The 19,793-nt window shown below is 65.0% G+C and carries 16 protein-coding genes and 1 tRNA gene; 15 read left to right on the top strand and 2 right to left on the bottom strand.

Annotation, left to right across the window (positions count from 1 at the left end):
• Positions 1 to 183: 183 nt before the first annotated feature.
• The 4 genes from GSH16_RS03780 to GSH16_RS03765 all read left to right on the top strand — a co-directional run bounded on the left by GSH16_RS03780 (position 184) and on the right by GSH16_RS03765 (position 5,803).
• Positions 184 to 1,143, top strand: a complete 960-nt coding sequence (locus GSH16_RS03780; protein ID WP_160852979.1) for a TAXI family TRAP transporter solute-binding subunit — start codon at positions 184 to 186, stop codon at positions 1,141 to 1,143.
• 107 nt (positions 1,144 to 1,250) lie between these two features.
• Positions 1,251 to 3,995, top strand: a complete 2,745-nt coding sequence (locus GSH16_RS03775; RefSeq protein WP_160852051.1) for a TRAP transporter permease — start codon at positions 1,251 to 1,253, stop codon at positions 3,993 to 3,995.
• Positions 3,996 to 4,007: 12 nt separating this feature from the next.
• Positions 4,008 to 4,439: a universal stress protein gene (locus GSH16_RS03770; RefSeq protein WP_160852049.1), complete on the top strand. Its 432-nt coding sequence runs from the start codon at positions 4,008 to 4,010 to the stop codon at positions 4,437 to 4,439.
• Between the two features lie 38 nt (positions 4,440 to 4,477).
• Positions 4,478 to 5,803 carry an aspartate aminotransferase family protein gene (locus GSH16_RS03765; protein ID WP_160852046.1) on the top strand — a complete coding sequence of 442 codons (1,326 nt, stop codon included), beginning with the start codon at positions 4,478 to 4,480 and terminating at the stop codon, positions 5,801 to 5,803.
• Between the two features lie 3 nt (positions 5,804 to 5,806).
• Here GSH16_RS03765 and GSH16_RS03760 read toward each other — a convergent pair whose 3' ends face one another.
• Entirely contained in the window at positions 5,807 to 6,709 is a 903-nt protein-coding gene (locus GSH16_RS03760; protein WP_160852044.1) for a ribokinase, read from the bottom strand.
• An 80-nt stretch (positions 6,710 to 6,789) separates the two neighbouring features.
• Here GSH16_RS03760 and GSH16_RS03755 point away from each other — a divergent pair, with 80 nt between their 5' ends.
• The 11 genes from GSH16_RS03755 (at position 6,790) to GSH16_RS03705 (ending at position 19,626) form a co-directional block, all read left to right on the top strand.
• The gene (locus GSH16_RS03755; protein ID WP_160852042.1) at positions 6,790 to 7,641 is read left to right on the top strand and encodes a YbaY family lipoprotein; all 852 of its coding nucleotides are present in this window, start codon (positions 6,790 to 6,792) and stop codon (positions 7,639 to 7,641) included.
• Positions 7,642 to 7,788: 147 nt separating this feature from the next.
• Positions 7,789 to 8,934, top strand: coding sequence for an efflux RND transporter periplasmic adaptor subunit (locus GSH16_RS03750; protein WP_235912919.1), 1,146 nt, complete (start codon positions 7,789 to 7,791; stop codon positions 8,932 to 8,934).
• A gap of 5 nt (positions 8,935 to 8,939) precedes the next feature.
• The gene (locus GSH16_RS03745) at positions 8,940 to 12,116 is read left to right on the top strand and encodes an efflux RND transporter permease subunit (RefSeq protein ID WP_160852038.1); all 3,177 of its coding nucleotides are present in this window, start codon (positions 8,940 to 8,942) and stop codon (positions 12,114 to 12,116) included.
• Positions 12,117 to 12,183: 67 nt separating this feature from the next.
• Positions 12,184 to 12,684 carry a signal peptidase II gene (lspA, locus tag GSH16_RS03740; protein ID WP_160852035.1) on the top strand — a complete coding sequence of 167 codons (501 nt, stop codon included), beginning with the start codon at positions 12,184 to 12,186 and terminating at the stop codon, positions 12,682 to 12,684.
• A 56-nt stretch (positions 12,685 to 12,740) separates the two neighbouring features.
• The gene (locus GSH16_RS03735; protein WP_160852033.1) at positions 12,741 to 13,274 is read left to right on the top strand and encodes a DUF3035 domain-containing protein; all 534 of its coding nucleotides are present in this window, start codon (positions 12,741 to 12,743) and stop codon (positions 13,272 to 13,274) included.
• A gap of 71 nt (positions 13,275 to 13,345) precedes the next feature.
• Positions 13,346 to 15,229: a DNA mismatch repair endonuclease MutL gene (gene mutL / locus GSH16_RS03730; protein WP_160852031.1), complete on the top strand. Its 1,884-nt coding sequence runs from the start codon at positions 13,346 to 13,348 to the stop codon at positions 15,227 to 15,229.
• On the top strand, positions 15,226 to 16,404 hold the full coding sequence (locus GSH16_RS03725; RefSeq protein ID WP_407941044.1) for a DNA recombination protein RmuC: 1,179 nt from the start codon (positions 15,226 to 15,228) through the stop codon (positions 16,402 to 16,404). The genes mutL and GSH16_RS03725 overlap by 4 nt, the downstream gene beginning before the upstream one ends.
• Positions 16,405 to 16,622: 218 nt before the next feature.
• On the top strand, positions 16,623 to 17,243 hold the full coding sequence (locus GSH16_RS03720) for an autoinducer binding domain-containing protein (RefSeq protein WP_160852028.1): 621 nt from the start codon (positions 16,623 to 16,625) through the stop codon (positions 17,241 to 17,243).
• On the top strand, positions 17,244 to 17,993 hold the full coding sequence (locus tag GSH16_RS03715) for an acyl-homoserine-lactone synthase (protein WP_160852026.1): 750 nt from the start codon (positions 17,244 to 17,246) through the stop codon (positions 17,991 to 17,993).
• A gap of 401 nt (positions 17,994 to 18,394) precedes the next feature.
• A complete protein-coding gene (locus GSH16_RS03710; RefSeq protein ID WP_160852024.1) occupies positions 18,395 to 19,015 on the top strand; it encodes a class I SAM-dependent methyltransferase in 621 nt (206 codons plus the stop codon).
• Positions 19,012 to 19,626, top strand: a complete 615-nt coding sequence (locus GSH16_RS03705) for a sulfotransferase family 2 domain-containing protein (protein WP_160852022.1) — start codon at positions 19,012 to 19,014, stop codon at positions 19,624 to 19,626. The genes GSH16_RS03710 and GSH16_RS03705 overlap by 4 nt, the downstream gene beginning before the upstream one ends.
• 84 nt (positions 19,627 to 19,710) lie before the next feature.
• Here GSH16_RS03705 and GSH16_RS03700 read toward each other — a convergent pair.
• A tRNA-Lys gene (locus GSH16_RS03700) sits at positions 19,711 to 19,786 on the bottom strand.
• Between the last annotated feature and the right edge of the window lie 7 nt (positions 19,787 to 19,793).

The following is a 19,793-nucleotide window of genomic DNA, read 5'->3' as shown; positions in this document are numbered from 1 at the left end:
GCTTCTAACGTAAGGTCATCTGCGGCTGACGCAGGAATCTCTGACCCGGCGCAGACCGGGCGTGACACAACAGGGGGATGCGGATCACGAGAATCCGAACAGGCGACCGGCGCGCCCCGCGGGGCACACGGTCTTTCGCCGCATGACTTCCAAGACCGAACATAAATTGCAGGAGAGAGAATGATGAAGCATCTGAAATCACTCGCCCTCGCGACCACATTGGCCGTGTCCAGCACGGCCGTTTCGGCGCAGGAAAAGTTCATCACTATCGGCACAGGCGGCCAGACGGGCGTCTATTTCGTCGTCGGCCAGTCGATCTGCCGCCTCGTCAACCGGGGCACGGCGGAGCACGGGCTGAAATGCACCGCACCGTCGACCGGCGGGTCGATCGCCAATATCAACGCAATCAAGGCCGGCGATCAGGATATGGGCGTGGCCCAGTCCGACTGGCAGTTCCATGCCTATAATGGCAGCTCGCAGTTCGAGGGCGACAAGTTCGACAAGCTGCGCGCGGTCTTCTCCGTGCATGGCGAGCCGTTCACCGTCGTGGCCCGTGCCGATGCCGGCATTTCCAGCTTCGACGACCTGAAGGGCAAGCGCGTGAACGTGGGCAACCCGGGCTCCGGCCAGCGGGCGACCATGGAAGTCGTGCTCGATGCGCTCGGCTGGTCGATGGACGATTTCTCGCTCGCTTCCGAGCTGAAACCGGCGGAACAGTCGGCCGCGCTCGGCGACAACAAGGTGGACGCGATCATCTACACGGTCGGCCATCCGAACGGGTCCATCCAGGAAGCCACGACGACCGTCGACGCGACGCTCGTGCCGGTGACCGGCGCGGCGATCGACACGCTCGTGGCCGACAATCCCTACTATGCCACCGCAACCATTCCGGGCGGCATGTACAAAGGGTCCGACGAGGATGTGCAGACCTTCGGTGTGAAGGCGACCTTCGTCACCTCCGCCGATGTGGATGAGGAAGTTGTCTATCAGGTGGTGAAAGCGGTCTTCGACAATTTCGACCGGTTCAAGCGCCTGCACCCGGCCTTCGAGAACCTCAAGGAAGAGGAAATGATCGCCGACGGCCTGTCCGCACCGCTGCATCCGGGTGCGGAGAAATATTACAAGGAGCGCGGCTGGATGTAAGCCGCGCCGCCGGACCGCAGGCGCGGTCCGGCCAGCATCACGCGGTGCGGCGGCTCTGACCGGCCGCCGCACCGCAGTCGACCAGCCAGCCAAGCAGGAGACAGGCGATGCAGGACACGACCGACCATTCCAAGGACGGGCAGCTCACGCAGGAGGAACTGGACGAACTGGTTGCGGCCTCCGACACTGGCGGGCGGTCGCCCTCGGGGCCGATCGGCACCTTCATCATGCTGGTGGCGCTGGCCTGGTCGCTGTTCCAGCTCTGGTTCGCCTCGCCCATCCCGTTCATGGTCGGGTTCGGCGTCTTCAACGACACAGAGGCCCGGTCGATCCATCTGGCATTCGCCATCTTCCTTGCCTTCTGCGCCTATCCGGCGGTCCGCAGCCGCGGCCAGCTTGTGCTTGGCATCACCGTCCCGGTCGTGCTCGGCATCCTTTTCATGATCGGTGCCAAGGACGGGGTCTCGACCTGGTGGATACCGGTCATCTCGCTCCTGATGGTGGCCGCCGTCATCCTCGGTTCCCCGCATGACAAGATCGCGCCCTGGGAATGGCTGCTCGCCATCGCGGGGGCAGGCTGTGCGCTCTATCTCTATGTCTTCTACCGCGAGATTTCGGGCCGCGTCGGTGCGCCCATCCCGCAGGATTTCGTCGTGGCCGTGGCGGGGCTGATGCTGCTGCTCGAAGCCACCCGCCGTTCGCTCGGGCCGGCGCTGATGATCGTGGCCTCGGTGTTCCTTGCCTATACGTTTCTCGGCCCGAACATGCCCTCGATCATCGCTCACAAGGGCAACAGCCTGTCTGAGGTGGTGAACCACCAGTGGATCACGACCGAGGGCGTCTTCGGCATCGCGCTGGGTGTTTCGACGAGCTTCGTCTTCCTCTTCGTCCTGTTCGGGTCGCTGCTCGACAAGGCGGGGGCCGGCAACTACTTCATCCAGGTCGCCTTCTCGCTGATGGGGCACCTTCGCGGTGGCCCGGCCAAGGCGGCGGTCGTTTCCTCGGCCATGACCGGCCTGATCTCCGGCTCATCCATCGCCAATGTGGTGACCACCGGCACATTCACCATTCCACTTATGAAACGCGTGGGCTTTTCGTCCGAGAAGGCGGGCGCGGTCGAAGTGGCCTCCTCCGTCAACGGGCAGATCATGCCGCCCGTGATGGGGGCCGCGGCCTTCCTGATGGTGGAATATGTCGGCATTCCCTATTTCGACGTGGTCAAACACGCATTCCTGCCCGCCGTCATCTCCTATATCGCGCTCGTCTATATCGTCCATCTGGAGGCGATGAAGGCCGGGCTGGAAGGGTTGCCGCGGGCCTATGAACCCAAACCCATCTTGCAGCGCCTGATCGGGATCGCGTTCGCGGTTGCCGTCATCTGCGCCCTGTCTTTCGGCGTCTATTACGGGATGGGCTGGATCCGACCGACCTTCGGGGCGGCCGCGCCCTATATCATCTTCGCGATCCTGACCGCGGTCTATGTCGGCCTGCTCTATGTGGCGAGCCGCGAGGAGCCGCTGGAACTCGACGATCCCAACGAGCCGGTGACCGCCCTGCCGCTGCCCGGCCCGACGGTGCGTTCCGGCCTGCATTTCCTGCTGCCGGTCGTGGTGCTGGTCTGGGCGCTGATGGTCGACCGTCTGTCGCCCGGTCTCTCGGCCTTCTGGGCCGCAGCCTACATGATCTTCATCCTCGTGACCCAGCGCCCGCTTCTGGCGCTCTTCCGGGGCGACATGTCCTTTGGCGCGGATGTGATGGAAGGGATGCGCGATCTGCTCGAAGGGCTGGTCGCCGGCGCCCGCAACATGATCGGCATCGGCATTGCCACGGCAACAGCAGGCATCATCGTCGGCGTGGTCAGCCAGACCGGCGTCGGTTCCGCGCTTGCCGATGTGGTGGAGGTCCTGTCGGGCGGCAACATCCTTGCCATCCTCTTCCTGACCGCGATCCTGTCTCTGATCCTTGGCATGGGGCTGCCGACAACGGCGAACTATATCGTCGTCTCGGCCCTGCTCGCGCCGGTGATCGTGACGCTCGGCCAGCAGAACGGGCTGATCGTGCCGCTCATCGCGGTGCATCTCTTCGTCTTCTATTTCGGCATCATGGCGGATGTGACCCCGCCCGTGGGTCTGGCGAGTTTCGCCGCGGCCGCCGTCTCCGGCGGCGATCCGATCCGCACGGGTCTCGTGGCCTTCTTCTATTCGCTGCGCACCGCGGCGCTGCCCTTCCTCTTCATCTTCAACACCGAACTGCTGCTGATCGGGGTCGGATGGGTGCAGGGCATTTTCGTCTTCATCGTGGCCACGGTGGCGATGCTGCTCTTTGCCGCCGCCACACAGGGCTTCTTCTTCGCCCGCAACCGGATCTGGGAGACGGTGGCGCTGCTGCTCATCGCCTTCACCTTCTTCCGTCCCGGCTTCTGGATGGACATGGTTTCGCCGCCCTATTCCGAGGAGGATCCGGTCGAACTGGTCCAGACCGCTGCCGACACGCCGGCCGGTTCGGACCTGCGCATCCGCGTGGCCGGTGTGGACGATGTCGGGGAGCCGATCGAGTTCGTGGCGATCCTGCCGATTTCCGACGGCGCGACGGGCGAAGAAAAAATCGACGCAGCCGGCATCCTTCTGCGGGAGGAAGGCGACCAGATGTTCATCGACGATGTGGCCTTCGATTCGCCCGCTGCCAAGGCCGGGTTCGACTGGGACCAGGAGGTGCTTCAGGTGTTGCGCCCGGTCGACCAGCCAAGCAAATACCTGATGTTCCTGCCTGCGCTTCTGGTGCTGGCGCTCATCATCTGGATGCAGCGGCGGCGGGTGGCCGCCACGCCGCGGTCTGACGCGGCCGCAGCCTGAGGGAGGGATCGCATGTTCAAGGATATCCTGCTCGCACTCGACCTGACGCATGAGGAAAGCTGGGACAAGGCCTTGCCCATCGCGGTCGATCTGACCCGCGCAGGCGGTGGCACGCTCCGGGTCTTCTCGATCGTGCCTGATTTCGGCATGACCATCGTGCGCGACTTCTTCCCCAAGAATTTCGAGGAAGACGCGCTGCGCCACGCCAAGGAGCAACTGGCCGAACTGGCGGCGCAGAACATTCCCGATGGTGTCGACTACACGGTCCATATCGGCCACGGCTCGATCCCTGAGCGGATCATGGCCAAGGCTGCCGAACTTGGCGTCGACCTGATCGTCATGTCGGCCCACCATCCGGACCATCATCGCGAGTTGCGCGTCGGCAGCCATGCCGACCGGATTGCGCGCCGCTCGCCCGTCTCGGTGCTTGTCGTGCGCGACTGAGCGTCGGGGCCTCCGCGCCCGGGGGAGGGGCGCAGCCCATGAGCCACGTCTTTCCACGCCATTGCCATGCCGACCTGCCGGCCGCCACGGGCGGCGCGGGCTGCTACATCCATGATGCCGCAGGACGGCGCTGGCTCGATGGTTCGGGCGGCGCTGCCGTCTCCTGCCTCGGCCACGGCGACAGGGCCGTGCTGGACGCGATCAAGGCGCAGCTCGACGCGCTGGCCTACGCCCATACCGGCTTTTTCACCTCCGAGCCGGCCGAGGCGCTCGCCGACCATCTGATCGCCCGCGCGCCCGAGGGGCTGGAGCGGGTCTATTTCGTCTCCGGCGGGTCGGAGGCGATCGAGGCGGCGCTGAAACTGGCACGGCAATATTGGGTCGAGCGCGGCGAGCCGGACCGGCGGCATCTGATCGCGCGGCGCCAGTCTTATCACGGTAACACGCTCGGCGCGCTGGCCGCGGGCGGCAATGAATGGCGCCGCGCGCAATTCTCGCCGCTCCTGATCGACGTGCGGCACATCGCGCCGTGCTACGCCTATCGTGACCAGCGGCCGGACGAGCGTGCCGAGGATTATGGCCGCCGCGCCGCCGACGAGCTGGAAGCCGAGGTTCAGCGCCTTGGCCCCGAGAATGTGATCGGGTTCATCGCCGAGCCGGTCGTGGGGGCCACCGCAGGTGCGGTGCCGCCCGCACCGGGCTATTTTGCCCGCATCCGGGAGATCTGCGACCGGCACGGGCTTCTGCTGATCCTCGACGAGGTGATGTGCGGCATGGGACGCACCGGCACGCTCTATGCCTGCGAGCAGGACGGGATCCGGCCCGACATCCTGTGCATGGCCAAGGGCCTCGGGGCGGGCTACCAGCCGATCGGGGCGATGCTCTGCTCGGGCACGATCTACGACACGATCCGTGACGGGTCGGGCTTCTTCCAGCACGGCCACACCTATCAGGGGCATCCCACGGCGGCAGCCTGCGGTCTTGCTGTGGTGCAGGCGATCGAGGAACGTGGGCTGCTCGACCGTGTGCAGACGCAGGGCGCACGGCTGCAAGCAGCTCTGGAGGACCGGTTCGGCCAGCACCCGCATGTGGGCGATATTCGCGGCCGCGGGCTCTTCCGCGGACTGGAACTGGTCGAGGACCGGGAGACCAAGGCGCCGTTCGACCCTGCTCGGCGGATCGCCGCGCGGATCAAGTCCACCTGTTTCGACGGCGGGCTCGTCTGCTACCCGATGCCCGGAACGATCGACGGCAAGCGCGGCGATCATGTTCTGCTCGCACCGCCCTACATCATCTCGGATACGGAGATCGACGAACTGGTGGACAAGCTCGCGGCGGGAATAGAGGCCGCCCTGTCGGCCTGACGATCAGCCTGCGGCGCGCTGGGCGGCGATCTGGCCCGCCGTCGGGCTGGAGGTCTGCGCGCCTTCGGTGAGGCAGGCAAGGCTGCCGCCGATGATGCCGGTGCGGATCGCCTCCTCCAGTCCCGCACCGCTGCTGAGCGTCGCGCAGAGCGCACCGACGAACGCGTCGCCTGCGCCCGTTGTGTCCACCGGTGTGATCGTGGGGGCGGGGAAAGGCGTCAGCGCGCCGTTTTGCGCCAGAAGCGCGCCCTCCGGCCCGAGGGTCATCACGATGGCCGCGCCGAGCCGCCGCGACAGCGCTGCGGCCACCGCATCGGGCGCGCCGGTCTCCAGACCCAGTTGCGCGGCGACCTGCTGGCCTTCGGTCTCGTTGACGATCAGCACATTGACTAGATCGTAGATCGCGGGGTCGAGCGCCTTGGCCGGCGCTGCATTGTGCACAACCGTCAGCCCTGCATCGCGGGCCAGCGCCAGCGCCTTGCCGATCTCCGCCTCCGGCACTTCGTTCTGGATCATCAGAATGTCGCCCTCGCCTGCAGCGGACAGGTCAAGCTGGCTGGCGGCCACATGGGCATTCGCGCCGGGCGCGACAACGATGGAATTCTCCCCCGATGCGGCAACCGGGATGAGCGCGATACCGGTCGGCGCATCGACCCGCGCGACCGCGCCGAGATCGGCGCCGGACTGTTCCAGCAGCGACAGGGCGATGTCCGCGAACGCATCCTGCCCGACCGCACCGGCAAACCGCACGTCGCCGCCTGCGCGGGCCGCCGCGACGACCTGATTGGCGCCCTTGCCGCCCGGGATCAGGCGATAATCGCTGCCCGAAACGGTCTCTCCCGGTCCCGGAAGATGGTCGACGCGGGTGACGATATCGACATTGATCGATCCCAGCGCATGGATCATCGGGCTGCTCCTCGGATGGCCTGTGGTTCGGGAGCGCACAGTAATGCCACGCCGCGATCGGCTGCAAGAGCTTGAATTTCATGGCCGCGCCCACAGCTATTCTGGCAGACTGGCCCGGGACCGACACCGGAGCCAAGATGGAGGAGATGCAGATGAAACGGATATCGAACCTGTTGCGCGGCGCCTGTATCGCGCTGGCCGGACTGGGCGCGACCGCCGTCCCGGCGCTTGCGGAAATGAGCGAGATCACCGGCAGCGCTGCCTATCGCGAGCGGATCGCCCTGCCGCCGGAGTCGCTCCTGCGGGTCGAGTTGCGCGACGTGTCGAAGGCCGACGCGCCGTCCACGCTGATCGCGGCGCAGACCGTCTATACCGACGGGCGGGTGCCGATCGCTTTCAAGCTGCCCTATGATACGCGGCTCATCAATGACCGCCATTCCTATGCGGTGAGCGCGACGCTGTCCCATGACGGGCAGGTCCTGTTCCGCACCGACACGGTCTATCCCGTCATCACTCGCGATGCTGGCGAGGAAGTGGATCTGCTGCTCGTGAAGGCCAGCGCACCTGCACCTGAAACTGATGCCGCGGCCGGTTCGGCCGCCGACTTTGCCGGCACCTGGCTGGCCGAGGATCTGATGGGTCAGGGCGTGATCGACAATCTGCAAAGCACCCTGGAAATCCAGGCCGATGGCACGGTTGGCGGTCTGGCCGGCTGCAACCGGTTCCGGGGTGACGTGGATATCGAGGGCGCGACCTTCCGCGCCGGCCCGATGGCGCTGACCCAGAAAGCCTGTATTCCGGCCGTGGGCGAGCAGGAACAGCGGTTCATGAAGGTGCTGGGTGCGGCCAACCGGATCGTCATGGACGGTCCCTACATGAAGCTTCTGGCCCCGAACGGCACGGAAATCGGCCGGTTCACCAAGATGAACTGACGGACGCTCGGCGTGCAATCGACTGATGCGGCCAGCTTTTTCGCGCCTCGGGGCGGAAAAGTCTGGCCGCAAACCTGCCTGAACCGTTAGACTCCACCCCGAACGGTCGCAATTTCGGCCAGACTGACGGGGATGGGATTCAGGAAGATGCGGAACAGGATTGCCGGGCTGGCCAGCGCCGGATTGCTTGCCTTTACACTTGCCGCTTGCGATGGCGAGGATGACAGTGCCCAGCAGGAAGAAGCCGCGCCGCCGAAAGTGACGATCGCGGCCGCGTACACCCAGGACGTGAACGAACAGATGAGCTTCATCGGCCGCGGGGAGGCGATCGATGCGGTTGATATCGTGGCCCGCGTGGAAGGGTTCATCCTCGAACAGCCCGGCATCGAGGGCGAATATATCAAGCGTGGCGAGCCCATTTTCCGGATCGAGCGCGACCAGTATGAGGCGACGCTCACCGCGCGCGAGGCCGATCTGGCCCGGGCCGAAGCCAATCTCGACCTTGCCGGGATCGAACTGGACCGCAAGCAGCAACTGGTGAGCAAGGGGGCCGCGCCCGAAAGCGAATTGGATGTCGCGCGCGCCAACGAAAAAGGGGCCGAGGCCGATATTCTGGCCGCGCAGGCCGCCATCGATCAGGCCAAGCTCGACCTCTCCTATACCGAGATCGTCGCGCCCTTTGACGGGCGGCTTGGCCGCGCGCAGCACAGTGTCGGCGATATTGTCAGCCCGACCTCCGGCCCGCTCATCTCGATTGTCCGCGAGGCGCCGATCTACGTCACTTTCTCCTTGTCGGAAAAACAGCTGACCACCGTGCTCGAACAGCTCGACGTGGAACTGGCGGACCTGCATACGAACCGCGCCCAGCCGGATGTGTTCGTCACATTGCCCAACGGCTCGCTTCTGGACGAGGCCGGCAAGGTCGTATTCGCCGACAACCGGATCGACCCGCAGACCGGGACGATTTCCATCCGTGCACAGTTCGAGAACGATCGCGGGCTTATCGTTGACGGCAGCTTCCTCAATGTCTCGATCCAGGCGATCGAGCCGGAGACCAAGCTCCTTGTGCCGCAGGCGGCGGTGCAGCGCGACCAGAAGGGCGATTTCGTTCTGGTCGTGAACCAGCAGCAGATCGTCGAGCAGCGCTATGTCGAGCTTGGCGGCCAGGTGGAGACCAACAGCGTCGTGCGCAACGGCCTGCAGGAGGGTGAAAGCGTCATCGTCGAAGGCCTGCAGCGCGTGCGGCCCGGCGTGCCGGTCGAGACTGTCCTCAACGCGACCCCGACGGAGTAGGCGCGATGTTCTCCTCGATCTTCATCTCGCGCCCGAAGACGGCTCTGGTCATCTCGCTGGTGCTCTCGATCATGGGGGCGATCGCCTATATCGTCCTGCCGGTCGAGCAGTTCCCCGAAATCACCCCGCCCGTGGTCAATGTGAGCGCCAACTATACCGGCGCCAACGCGGAAACCGTGGAAAATACCGTGGCCGCGCCGATCGAGGCGCAGGTCAACGGGGTGGACGACATGATCTACATGTCGTCGGACAGTTCCGCGAATGGCAGCTATTCGCTCAACGTCACATTCGAGGTCGGCACCAATGCGGATATTGCCTCCGTCAATGTGCAGAACCGCGTGGCGCAGGCCATGGCGACCCTGCCCTCGGAGGTGACGGCGAACGGCGTCGTGACGCAGAAAAGCTCGACCAACATGCTGCTGATCGTCGTTCTGACCTCGCCCGAGGGCACCTATGACGAGGTTTTCCTGTCGAATTACGCATCCATCAACCTCAAGGATGCGCTGGCCCGCGTGAAAGGCGTCGGCCGCGCCGACGTGATGACCAACTTCGCCTATGCGATGCGCATGTGGATGAACCCCGACAAGATGACCTCGCTCGGGATCTCGCCGGGCGACGTGATATCGGCGATCCGCGAACAGAACATCGAAGTGTCGGCGGGTCAGCTCGGTTCCAATCCCGCGCCCGAAGGGCAGCAGTTCCAATATACGATCAAGTCGAAGGGCCGTCTGACCACGGCCGAGGAATTCGGCGATATCGTGATCCGGACCGGCGATGCGGGCTCGATCGTGCGGGTGCGCGACATTGCCCGGGTCGAACTGGGCGCCAACTATTACGATGCTTCGGGCCGCTATCAGGGCAAGCCTTCCACCGTGCTCGCCATCTATCAGGCGCCGGGGGAGAATGCGCTCGCCGTCTCCGAAGGTGTGCTGGCCGAACTGGAACGGCTCTCCATCGCCTTCCCTGATGATGTGACCTACGAGGTGCCGTTCAACACGACCGATTTCGTCGAGGCATCGCTGAACGATGTTGTCACCACGCTGATCATGACCTTCACGCTGGTGGTCGCGGTGGTGTTCATCTTCCTTGGCTCGCTGCGTGCGACCGTCATCCCGGCCGTGGCCATTCCCGTGTCCCTGATCGGGACATTTGCCTTCCTTCTGCTCTTCGGCATGTCGCTCAACACCATCTCGCTCTTCGCGTTGGTGCTGGCCATCGGGATCGTCGTCGATGACGCGATCGTGGTGGTGGAAAACGTGGAGCGGATCATTGCCGAGGAGGGGCTGTCACCGGCCGATGCCACACGCAAGGCAATGGGCCAGATCACCGGACCGGTGATCGCGACCACGCTGGTGCTGCTCGCGGTTTTCGTGCCCGTCACATTCATGCCGGGGATCACCGGGCGGCTCTTCTCGCAATTTGCCGTCACCATCTCCACCGCGGTTGTCATTTCCTCGATCAACGCGCTGACCCTGTCGCCGGCGCTCTGCGCGCTGGTGCTGAAGCCGCGCTCCGGGCCGCCGACCGGCTTGCTCGCCAAGTTCGAGGACGGGATCAGCTTCGTGCGCCGCGGCTATGTCGGCATCGTCACCCGTTTCGTGCGCGTGGCGATTTTGTCGCTCGTGGCGATCGGGGTCGTGGTCGCGGCCATGGGCGGGCTGATGAAAGCCACGCCGGCCGGCTTCCTGCCGCTGGAGGATAACGGGTATCTCTTCGTCGACTACCAGTTGCCCGATGCGGCTTCGCTCGGCCGGACCGAGGAAGTGACCGCGCGGGTCGAGGAAAGGATCCTGCAGATTCCGGGCGTCAAGACGACGGTGACGGTGAACGGGTTCAGCCTGTTGAACGGGTCGGGATCCAATGGCGGGATGACCATCGTGTCGCTGATCCCGTGGGAGGAACGCCAGACGCCCGAACTGTCGGCCGACGGGATTCTGATGCAGATACTGGGGCTCGCCAATCAGGAGGTCGCCGCGAGCATCATTGCCTTCAACCCGCCGCCCATTCCCGGACTCGGGATGAGCGCGGGCGTGGAAATGAAGGTGCAGCAGACCGGCGGCGGCACGGCACAGGATCTGTCCGCCGCGCTGGGCTCGCTTGTCTATGCGGTGAACCAGCGTCCCGAGATCAGCCATGCCTATGCCACCTTCCGGGCGAACGTGCCGCAGGTCTTCGTCGACCTCGACCGGGAGAAGGCCAAGACGCTGAACGTGAGCGTGTCCGAAGTGTTCCAGACGATGCAGGCGCATCTTGGGTCCGTCTACGTGAACGATTTCAACCTGTTCGGCCGCGTCTACAAGGTGATGATCCAGGCCGACGGCACCTATCGCGACAAGATCGAGGATATCGGCAACCTCTATGCCCGCAGCACGACAGGCGAGATGGTGCCCCTGTCCACGCTCATCAACGTGGAACGGGTGCTCGGGCCGATGCTGCTCAACCGCTACAACATGTTCCGCGCCTCGACGGTGACGGCGGTTCCGGCGGAGGGCTATTCCACGGGCGATGCGATCACCGTCCTGCAGGAGGAGGCCGAGACTGCGCTGCCGCCGGGCTATGGCTATGAATGGACCGGCACCGCGCAGCAGCAGCTGGAATCGGCGGGGCTGGTCACGATCATCCTCGGGTTGGCGATCCTCTTCGGCTATCTGTTCCTCGTCGCGCAATATGAGAGCTGGACCATGCCGGTGGCGATCCTGCTTTCGGTGACGGTGGCGCTGTTCGGAGCGGTGGCGGCGGTGGCGGTCACCGGCAGCGACATCAACCTCTATACGCAGATCGGGATGATCATGCTGGTGGGGCTGGGCGCGAAGAACGCGATCCTGATCGTGGAGTTTGCGATGGAGCGCCGGCGCGAGGGGCTGAGCATCGCGGAGGCCGCGGCCATGGCGGCGGAACAGCGGTTCCGGGCGGTGATGATGACAGCCCTGTCCTTCCTGCTCGGCGTGGTGCCGCTTCTGGCCGCCAACGGCGCGGGGGCGGCGAGCCAGAAGTCCATCGGCATTGCCGTGTTCGGCGGCATGCTGCTTGCGACCGTCGTGGGCGTGATCCTGATCCCGGTCCTCTATGTGGTGATGCAGTCCGCACGCGAATGGGTAAAGGGCGGTGGCAAGACGCCGCCCGAGACACCACAGGCCGAGGCGACTGCTGCGGACACAAGCCCGGCCTCAGGCAGCGCCTGACCGGTGTGCCTGATTGACCATGCGGCGGGGCTTGCGGGCCCCGCCAGCCACCGCTAGCGTGCGCGCCATGTCCCGCTCCGACCGTCCTGAACGCCCCTATCTGCGCATCGGCCTGATGGCCCTCTTCATCCTCGTGGCCGACCGGATCACGAAACTCTGGGTCGTGGAATGGATGGAACTGGACCGGTTCGGCGTGATCGACGTCTGGCCGCCCTACCTGCGCTTCACCATGGCCTGGAACCGGGGGATCAATTTCGGCCTGTTCGATTCGGACGGCGATATGGGACGCTGGATCCTGATCGGCGTTGCGCTGGCGATCACCGCCGTGCTTCTGGTCTGGGCGCGCTCGGTCCGGGGCTGGCTTGTGCCGCTCTCGATCGGGCTCGTGGTGGGCGGAGCGATCGGCAATGTCTGGGACCGGATTGTCTATGGCGCGGTGGCGGATTTCCTCAACATGAGCTGCTGCGGCATTTCCAACCCTTACGCGTTCAACATTGCCGATATCGCGATCTTCGCCGGCGCCGCAGGTCTGATCCTCTTTTCCGGCAAGGAGGCGAAGGGGGCGTGACCTCGGGCGCAAAAGGCACTAAAGCTTCCATGCTGGAACGCGGAGGAGAAGGCGGCATGCGCGGCGCGAAGCTCTTGGGGCTGATACTGGTGGGGGCGACCCTTATCCTGTCGGGCTGCGACCGCAACGACCCCAACAACAAGCGATTCCTGAAATTCCGCGGCGCGGAGGACAATTCGCCGGACGAGTTCCTTGTGATGCCGCAGAAACCGCTGGAAATCCCCGCCGACCTGACCCGCCTGCCGCCGCCGCGACCGGGGGCGCAGAATCGCGCCGATATCGACCCGATCGCGCTGGCCCAGTCGGCCCTGTCGGGCGCGCCGGCGCGGCCCATCGCGGGCACGTCTGCCGATGCGGCTTTCGTCGCTGCCGCCAGCCGGAACGGTGTCGGGACCAACATCCGTCAGGTGACGGCGGTCGAGGATCAGGCCTATCGTCGCGACAATCCGGGCCGCGTGCTGAACCGGCTCTTCAGCACCTATGACGAATATGAAATCTATCGCGATATGGCGCTCGATCCGGTGGCCGAACTGGCCCGCCTCCGGGCGCTGGGCGTCTACACGCCAGCCGCCCCGCCCTCGTCGCGCTAAGCGGGCTGCGGGTCGTACGCGACCCAGAAAGAGATTTCAGAATCGCATGATCCCATGCTAATTCTTGTGGAATGAACGCATCCACCCACAAGATAGAGGTTTCCCGCGCCCCGATCCGCCAGCTTGACGAAGCGGCGGCGAACCGGATTGCGGCCGGTGAAGTGGTCGAGCGGCCGGCCTCGGCGGTCAAGGAACTGGTGGAGAATGCGCTCGATGCCGGCGCGCGGCGCATTTCGGTCGACTATGCCGATGGCGGCAAGACGCTGATCCGGGTGAGCGATGACGGCACCGGGATACCGGCCGAGGAATTGCCGCTTGCGCTGTCGCGGCACGCCACCTCCAAGATCGACGGAACGGACCTTCTGAACATCCACACATTCGGTTTCCGGGGGGAGGCGCTGCCCTCGCTCGGCGCTGTCGGCCGGCTCGGCATCACCTCGCGCCCGCCGGGCGCGGCGTCGGCCTGCCGGATCACGGTGGATGGCGGGCGCATGTCGGACGTGCTGCCGGCAGCGGGCAATCCGGGCACTGTCGTGGAGTTGCGCGACCTTTTCCATGCCACGCCGGCCCGGCTGAAGTTCCTGCGCACCGACCGGGCCGAAGCGCAGGCGATCGGCGATGTGGTGCGGCGGCTCGCCATGGCGGAGCCGGGTGTCGGCTTCACGCTGCGCGATCGGGGCTCCAACCGCACGCTGTTCCGCGCAGACCCGGAGACGGGAGATCTTTTCTCCGCGCTGCACGGCCGGCTGCGGCAGGTGCTTGGCCCGGAATTTGCCGACAATGCGGTTCGGGTCGATGCCGAGCGCGACGGGGTGCGCCTGACCGGCTTCGCGGCGCTGCCCACCTATTCGCGCGGGGCAGCCGTGTCGCAGTTCCTCTTCGTCAATGGCCGCCCGGTGAAGGACCGGCTGCTGCTCGGCGCGTTGCGGGCCGCCTATTCCGACGTGCTGAGCCGCGACCGCCATCCCGCGGCGGCGCTGTTCGTGACGGTCGATCCCGAGCGGGTCGATGTGAATGTCCACCCGGCCAAGTCGGAAGTGCGCTTCCGCGATGCCGCTTTGGTGCGCAGCCTGCTCATCAACGGGGTGCGTGCGGCGCTGGCAGACGCGGGTCACCGCGCATCGAGCACGGTCGGCACCGCGATGCTGGGCGCGATGCGGCAGGAACCATCCGCCGCGCCGCAAGCGGACGACCATCCGGACACGGCGCCGCGCCGCTACCAGATGCCGCTGGCGGCTCAGGAGCGCCGTGCAGCCCCGCTCCGCCCCGTGCGCGAGGACATGCCGGGCTTCGGCGATGGCGCGGCGCTCTGGTCCGCGCGCGTAGAGCCGGACGGCGCGGACGAAGCGGTGCCGGATACGGATGCGGAGGCCCGTCCGCTCGGCGCAGCGCGGGCGCAGATCCACGAAAATTACATCATCGCCCAGACGCCGGACGGTATGGTCATTGTCGACCAGCATGCCGCGCATGAGCGGCTCGTCTACGAACGGCTGAAAGCCCAGCGGGCGGAGCATGGCATCGCCGCGCAGGCGCTGCTCATCCCCGAGATCGTCGACCTGCCGGAGGCCGACCGGACACGGATTCTCGATCATGCGGAAGAGTTGGCCGCGCTCGGCCTTCAGGTCGAGCCGTTCGGCGGCGGCGCGGTCTGCGTCCAGTCGGTGCCGGCGCTCCTCGGCAAGGTCGACGCGGGAGCGCTTCTGCGCGACATGGCGGATGAACTGGCCGATGCGGGCCGCAGCCAGCTCCTGTCGGACCGGATCGACGCGGTGTTGAGCCGGATTGCCTGCCACGGATCAGTGCGGTCGGGCCGCCGGATGAGCGCCGACGAGATGAACGCGCTTCTGCGCGCCATGGAGGCGACGCCGAAATCGGGCCAGTGCAATCACGGGCGCCCGACTTATGTGACGCTGGGCCTTGCGGATATCGAGCGACTGTTCGGGCGCAGCGGATGACGGGGGTCCTGGACATGATGCGGGCCGATCCGGTGCTGGCCGCGCTCACGCTTGGCGGGGCGGTCCTTTTGTTGCTGTTCCTGATGGTCTGGCTCGTTCTGCGCGCGCAGATCCGTGCCACCTCTGTGCTCACGCCGATGCAGGGCGAGATGCAGGCGCAGATGCAGGCGCTGGGCGAGACGGTCCGCAGCCTGTCGATGGGCCAGCAGCAACTGGCGGGAGGATTGCAGCAGGTGGCCGAAGCGCAGACCCGTGCGCAAAGCCATTTGCAGCAGAATATCGACAGGCGGCTCGAAGAGGTGCAGCGCGGCATGGCAGAGACGCTGCATGGCAGTTCCACCCGGACCGCGCGCTCGCTGGGCGAGTTGCAGCAACGGCTCGAAGTGATCGACCGCGCCCAGTCCAATATCGAGAAACTGTCGGGCGACGTTCTGAGCCTGCAGGATATCCTGTCCAACAAGCAGACCCGTGGCGCGTTCGGGGAAATCCAGCTGAATGACATCGTCTCGAAAGCGCTGCCCGCCGACAGCTACGCGTTCCAGGCGGTGCTCGGAAACGGCAAACGGGCGGATTGCCTGATCCACCTACCGAAACCGCCAGGTCCCATCGTCATCGATTCGAAATTCCCGCTGGAGGCTTACGAGGCCCTCCGCGCGGCGGGATCGGAGGCCGAACGACAGGCGGCGGCGCGGGCGCTGCGCACGGCGGTGCGGACCCATATCAGGGCGATTTCCGAACGCTATATCATCGAAGGCGAGACGGCCGACGGCGCACTGATGTTCCTGCCCTCGGAAGCCGTCTATGCCGAGCTGCACGCGAATTTCGGCGATGTGGTCCGCGAAGGGTTCGCGGCGCGGGTCTGGATCGTGTCACCGACGACCTGCATGGCGACGCTCAACACGATGCGGGCGGTGCTGAAAGACGCGCGGATGAAGGAACAGGCGGGCGCGATCCGCCGTGAGCTCGGGCTATTGCACAAGGATGTGGACCGGCTGGAGGCCCGAGTGGGCAATCTCGACCGCCATTTCGCGCAGGCCGCGAAGGATGTGGACGAGATCAAGATTTCCGCCGGCAAGGCGGGAAAACGCGCCCGCGCGCTCGACCGGTTCGAGTTCGAGGACCTGCCGGGCGCGGACGAGGCCGTGCGCCCGCTGCGGTTGACCCCGCAGGACTGAGTGCAGGGTTGACGGGCGCGGAAACTGTGCAACAGTCTGATCTGCAAGGCCGCGCAAGCGAAACCAAGCTTGCGGCAACGCGTTTCCGCGTCCTAAGGTAGCAAAGACTTAACCAAAAAATTGCAACTTGCCGTGCCTCATGTCCCTTTCCGGCCGGTAGATGCAATGGCAGGTCGCCCCGGTCGATGCCGGCGGACAAGGCCACGGAGCGAAGGTGCATGGACCGACAGGCACTCAAAAACGACTGCTTGGAGATCGTCGCGGCAGCGGCGGATCGCGGCTATGTGCTCTATCTGGGGCACGAGACCGACATCCGCAATGCGCTGTCGACCTATCCCGAGGCCTGGACCGACCGCTATGTGGCCAAGGGTTATTTGGCCGTCGATCCGGTGCTGCAATGGATGAGCGCGCATATCGGGCAGGCGACCTGGGCGCAGTTGCAGGACCAGCAGATCGAGGCTCAGGCCGCCTTTTTCGAGGATGCGGCCGCGCACGGGCTCCAGAACGGCACGATCATCTCCGCGGCGCTCAATGGCGACAAGGTGGCCTGTTCGCTCAGCCACACAGCGGATGCGCTGCCGCAAGACGTGTGTGACGAGATCCGCCGCGCGCTGCTTCTCTACCTCGCCCTGTCGCCCGCGCCGAAACCGCCGTCCGAAACCAAGCCGGAGATCTATTTCCTCAGCGCCTGCTCGCAGGGGCTCACCGACAAGGAGATCGGCCAGATGATGGGCCTCTCCTCGGTCAAGCTGCGCCAGCTCAAACAGGCTGCGATCGAGAAATTCGACGCGAAAAGCCTCGGCCAGGCCGTGGCCTTTGCCGTGGGGCGGATCATCTGAATGTCGTTTCTTGGCCAGAACAGCTTCGCGCTCGACCGCTTCCAGGTGGAATATGGGGACGGCACCGTCTCGCGGGTGATGAGCTTCGATGAGGTGATGGCCTGCCCCGTATCCCGCCACTATTTCCAGCTGCGCCGCGAGGTGTTCGTGGAGGCGATGGAATGGGACCTGCCGGTCACTGAAGCCGGTGAGGAAATCGACCAGTATGACGGCGATGACGCGATCTATGTCATCACCACAAAGGGCGGGGAATGTGTCGGCGGGTGCCGCCTGATGCTCACCAATGCAGTGCGGGTAGGCGACGACGGGCAGCCGGTCACCTACATGATCCGCGATGCGCTGGAAGGCCGCCTGCGCGACATTCCCGAGGATGTCAGCCAGATCAAGCCGGTCGATCCCGGCGTCTGGGAAATGACGCGGGTGATTTCGCAAAATCCCGTGACCTACAAGCTGTTCATGGCTTTCGTGATCGACTTCATGCGCTCGCGCGGGGGGGAGATCTGTATCTTCCTCAGCCGTCCGGCCTCCGCGCCACTTTGCAACCGCTGGGGCTACGAGGTCTATGAGGTCGGCCCGCGTGTCGGGCTCGGACGTGCGCAATTCGTGGCGGTCTGCTGTTTTCTCGCGCGGCCGGATGTGCGTCAGCCTTACGAGGCCTACAAATGCCCGCCGCGCAGCCTGATCGAGCGGTTCGGCACGCCGGTTGCGCAGGCAACACTGGACCGGCTCTACGCGCAACCGGCGGAATAGGTTCCAGACAGGTTTGACAGACAGACAGCGCTGTTGCGTGCTGCGTCACGCTCAGGACACGGACCGGAGAGGGGTGCGTCAGGGCGCAATGCGGTGCCGTTATGCCTCCGGCATTGACGGGCGGCAGGTCTCCGCTCGGAGCGGATCCGCCGGGCAAGCGTCCTTGCTGAGATTTGGTGGCGCGTCTGGCGGAGGCGCGAGCGGTCTGACAGGTTGCGCGGGTGGCCTTCCGAAACGTGGGACTGCCAGATCGCGAAAATTCAAGGGGAGGCGTTTGAAAGGCATCAGTCCGTTGCTTGTCCACGCGCCAATGGGTTTTGTGCGTCTGGCGCGGCACTTTGCCTTGTTTTTTTGCGGCAGGGGTGCCTTCCTGCGGGGGGCAACCAATCCGGGCTTCGATCATGCGGCTTCCTTTCAATTTTTTGCTCATTCGGCGGCGACGACCGTTTTATTCCGGCCCGGAAGTTGCCGAACTGGAACCGGGCATGCTGGAGGGTGCACGGTTGCTGCCGACCCGTGAGGAACTGATTTCGCTCCTGCCGCCTGACGCCGTGGGGGCGGAGATTGGCGTGGCCTTCGGCGATTTCACGAAACGCCTGCTTGAAATCGCCCGCCCGTCGGAACTTCATCTCATCGATCTCTGGCAGGGAGAGCGCTATTCGGCCGGACGGGAAAGCGTGGAGAGACTTGCGGCGAAAGAGCCTGATGGCCGCTGCCGGATCCACATCGGTACGTCGCTGGAAATGCTTGAAAAGCTGCCGGACCGGTCATTGGACTGGGCCTATCTCGATACAGATCACACCTATGCAACGACGGCGGCTGAACTGGCCATTCTGGCCCGAAAGCTGAAGCCTGACGGCATCCTTGCCGGCGACGATTACAGCCATGGAAACCCTGGCGTTGCGTTTGAGTACGGGGTTCGGCCAGCAGTGAACGAATTCTGCCTTCGCGAGGGGTGGAAATTCATTGCCCTGACGATGGAACATGACCGGTTTCCGTCATTCGCACTGAAAAAGATGTGACGGCACTGTTGGACAATCGCTGGTCCTTGTCGCGCGGCAGGCTGCATCTGACCTTCCGGTTGGGCGACAGGACAATAGCCTATGCCTATATTCGCAAGAACGGCTGCTCGACCTTCAAGCAGGCTCTTGGCTACACTTGGGACCAGAGAATAGACGCAGTTTCAGAGGCTTACCCTTACGGTCCGCATGACATCGCGATTTTTGTCTACCGCTGCCCGATGGACAGGCTGGTCAGCATCTGGCGGAACAAGATCCTGACCGATGCGCCCCATGCTGCCGACCTTCAGGCAGATTACCGGTCGACGATGGGGGAAGCGCCAACCTGTTTCGAACGCTTTTGCGACTATGCTGCACGGGGGCGCGATCCGCACCTCTGGCCCCAGTCCGCGCACCTGAAGCGCCTTCGCTATCGACCGATCGCGCTGGCACGTCTCTATGAAGATATGTGCGATCTTGTCGGGCGCGATGCAGCGGCGCCGTTCCGTCACAGGGCCAATGTTTCCAGGAAGGCGCCGGTCCAGATCACCGAGCGGTCGCGCAGCCTTGTCCGGAAGATCTATGCCGCCGACTACAAGCTGGTTGATGCCTGCGAGCGGTTGAGGAACAGGTAGCAGGTCCTCGGGGGCATCGCAGATCATTCGCGCCCGATCACTCGGGTGCTTGCGGCATTTTGCGTGTGCATGCTTTGAAGGAAATGGTGAGCCCGACAGGATTCGAACCTGTGACCCACTGATTAAAAGTCAGTTGCTCTACCAACTGAGCTACGGGCCCGACCGAG

Origin of the sequence: Oceanomicrobium pacificus (assembly GCF_009833495.1) — a bacterium.
In the GTDB taxonomy this organism is placed as follows: Bacteria; Pseudomonadota; Alphaproteobacteria; order Rhodobacterales; family Rhodobacteraceae; genus Oceanomicrobium; species Oceanomicrobium pacificus.
Note: the sequence above shows the minus strand (reverse complement) of the source record. Positions and strands in the feature narration are given on the sequence as shown.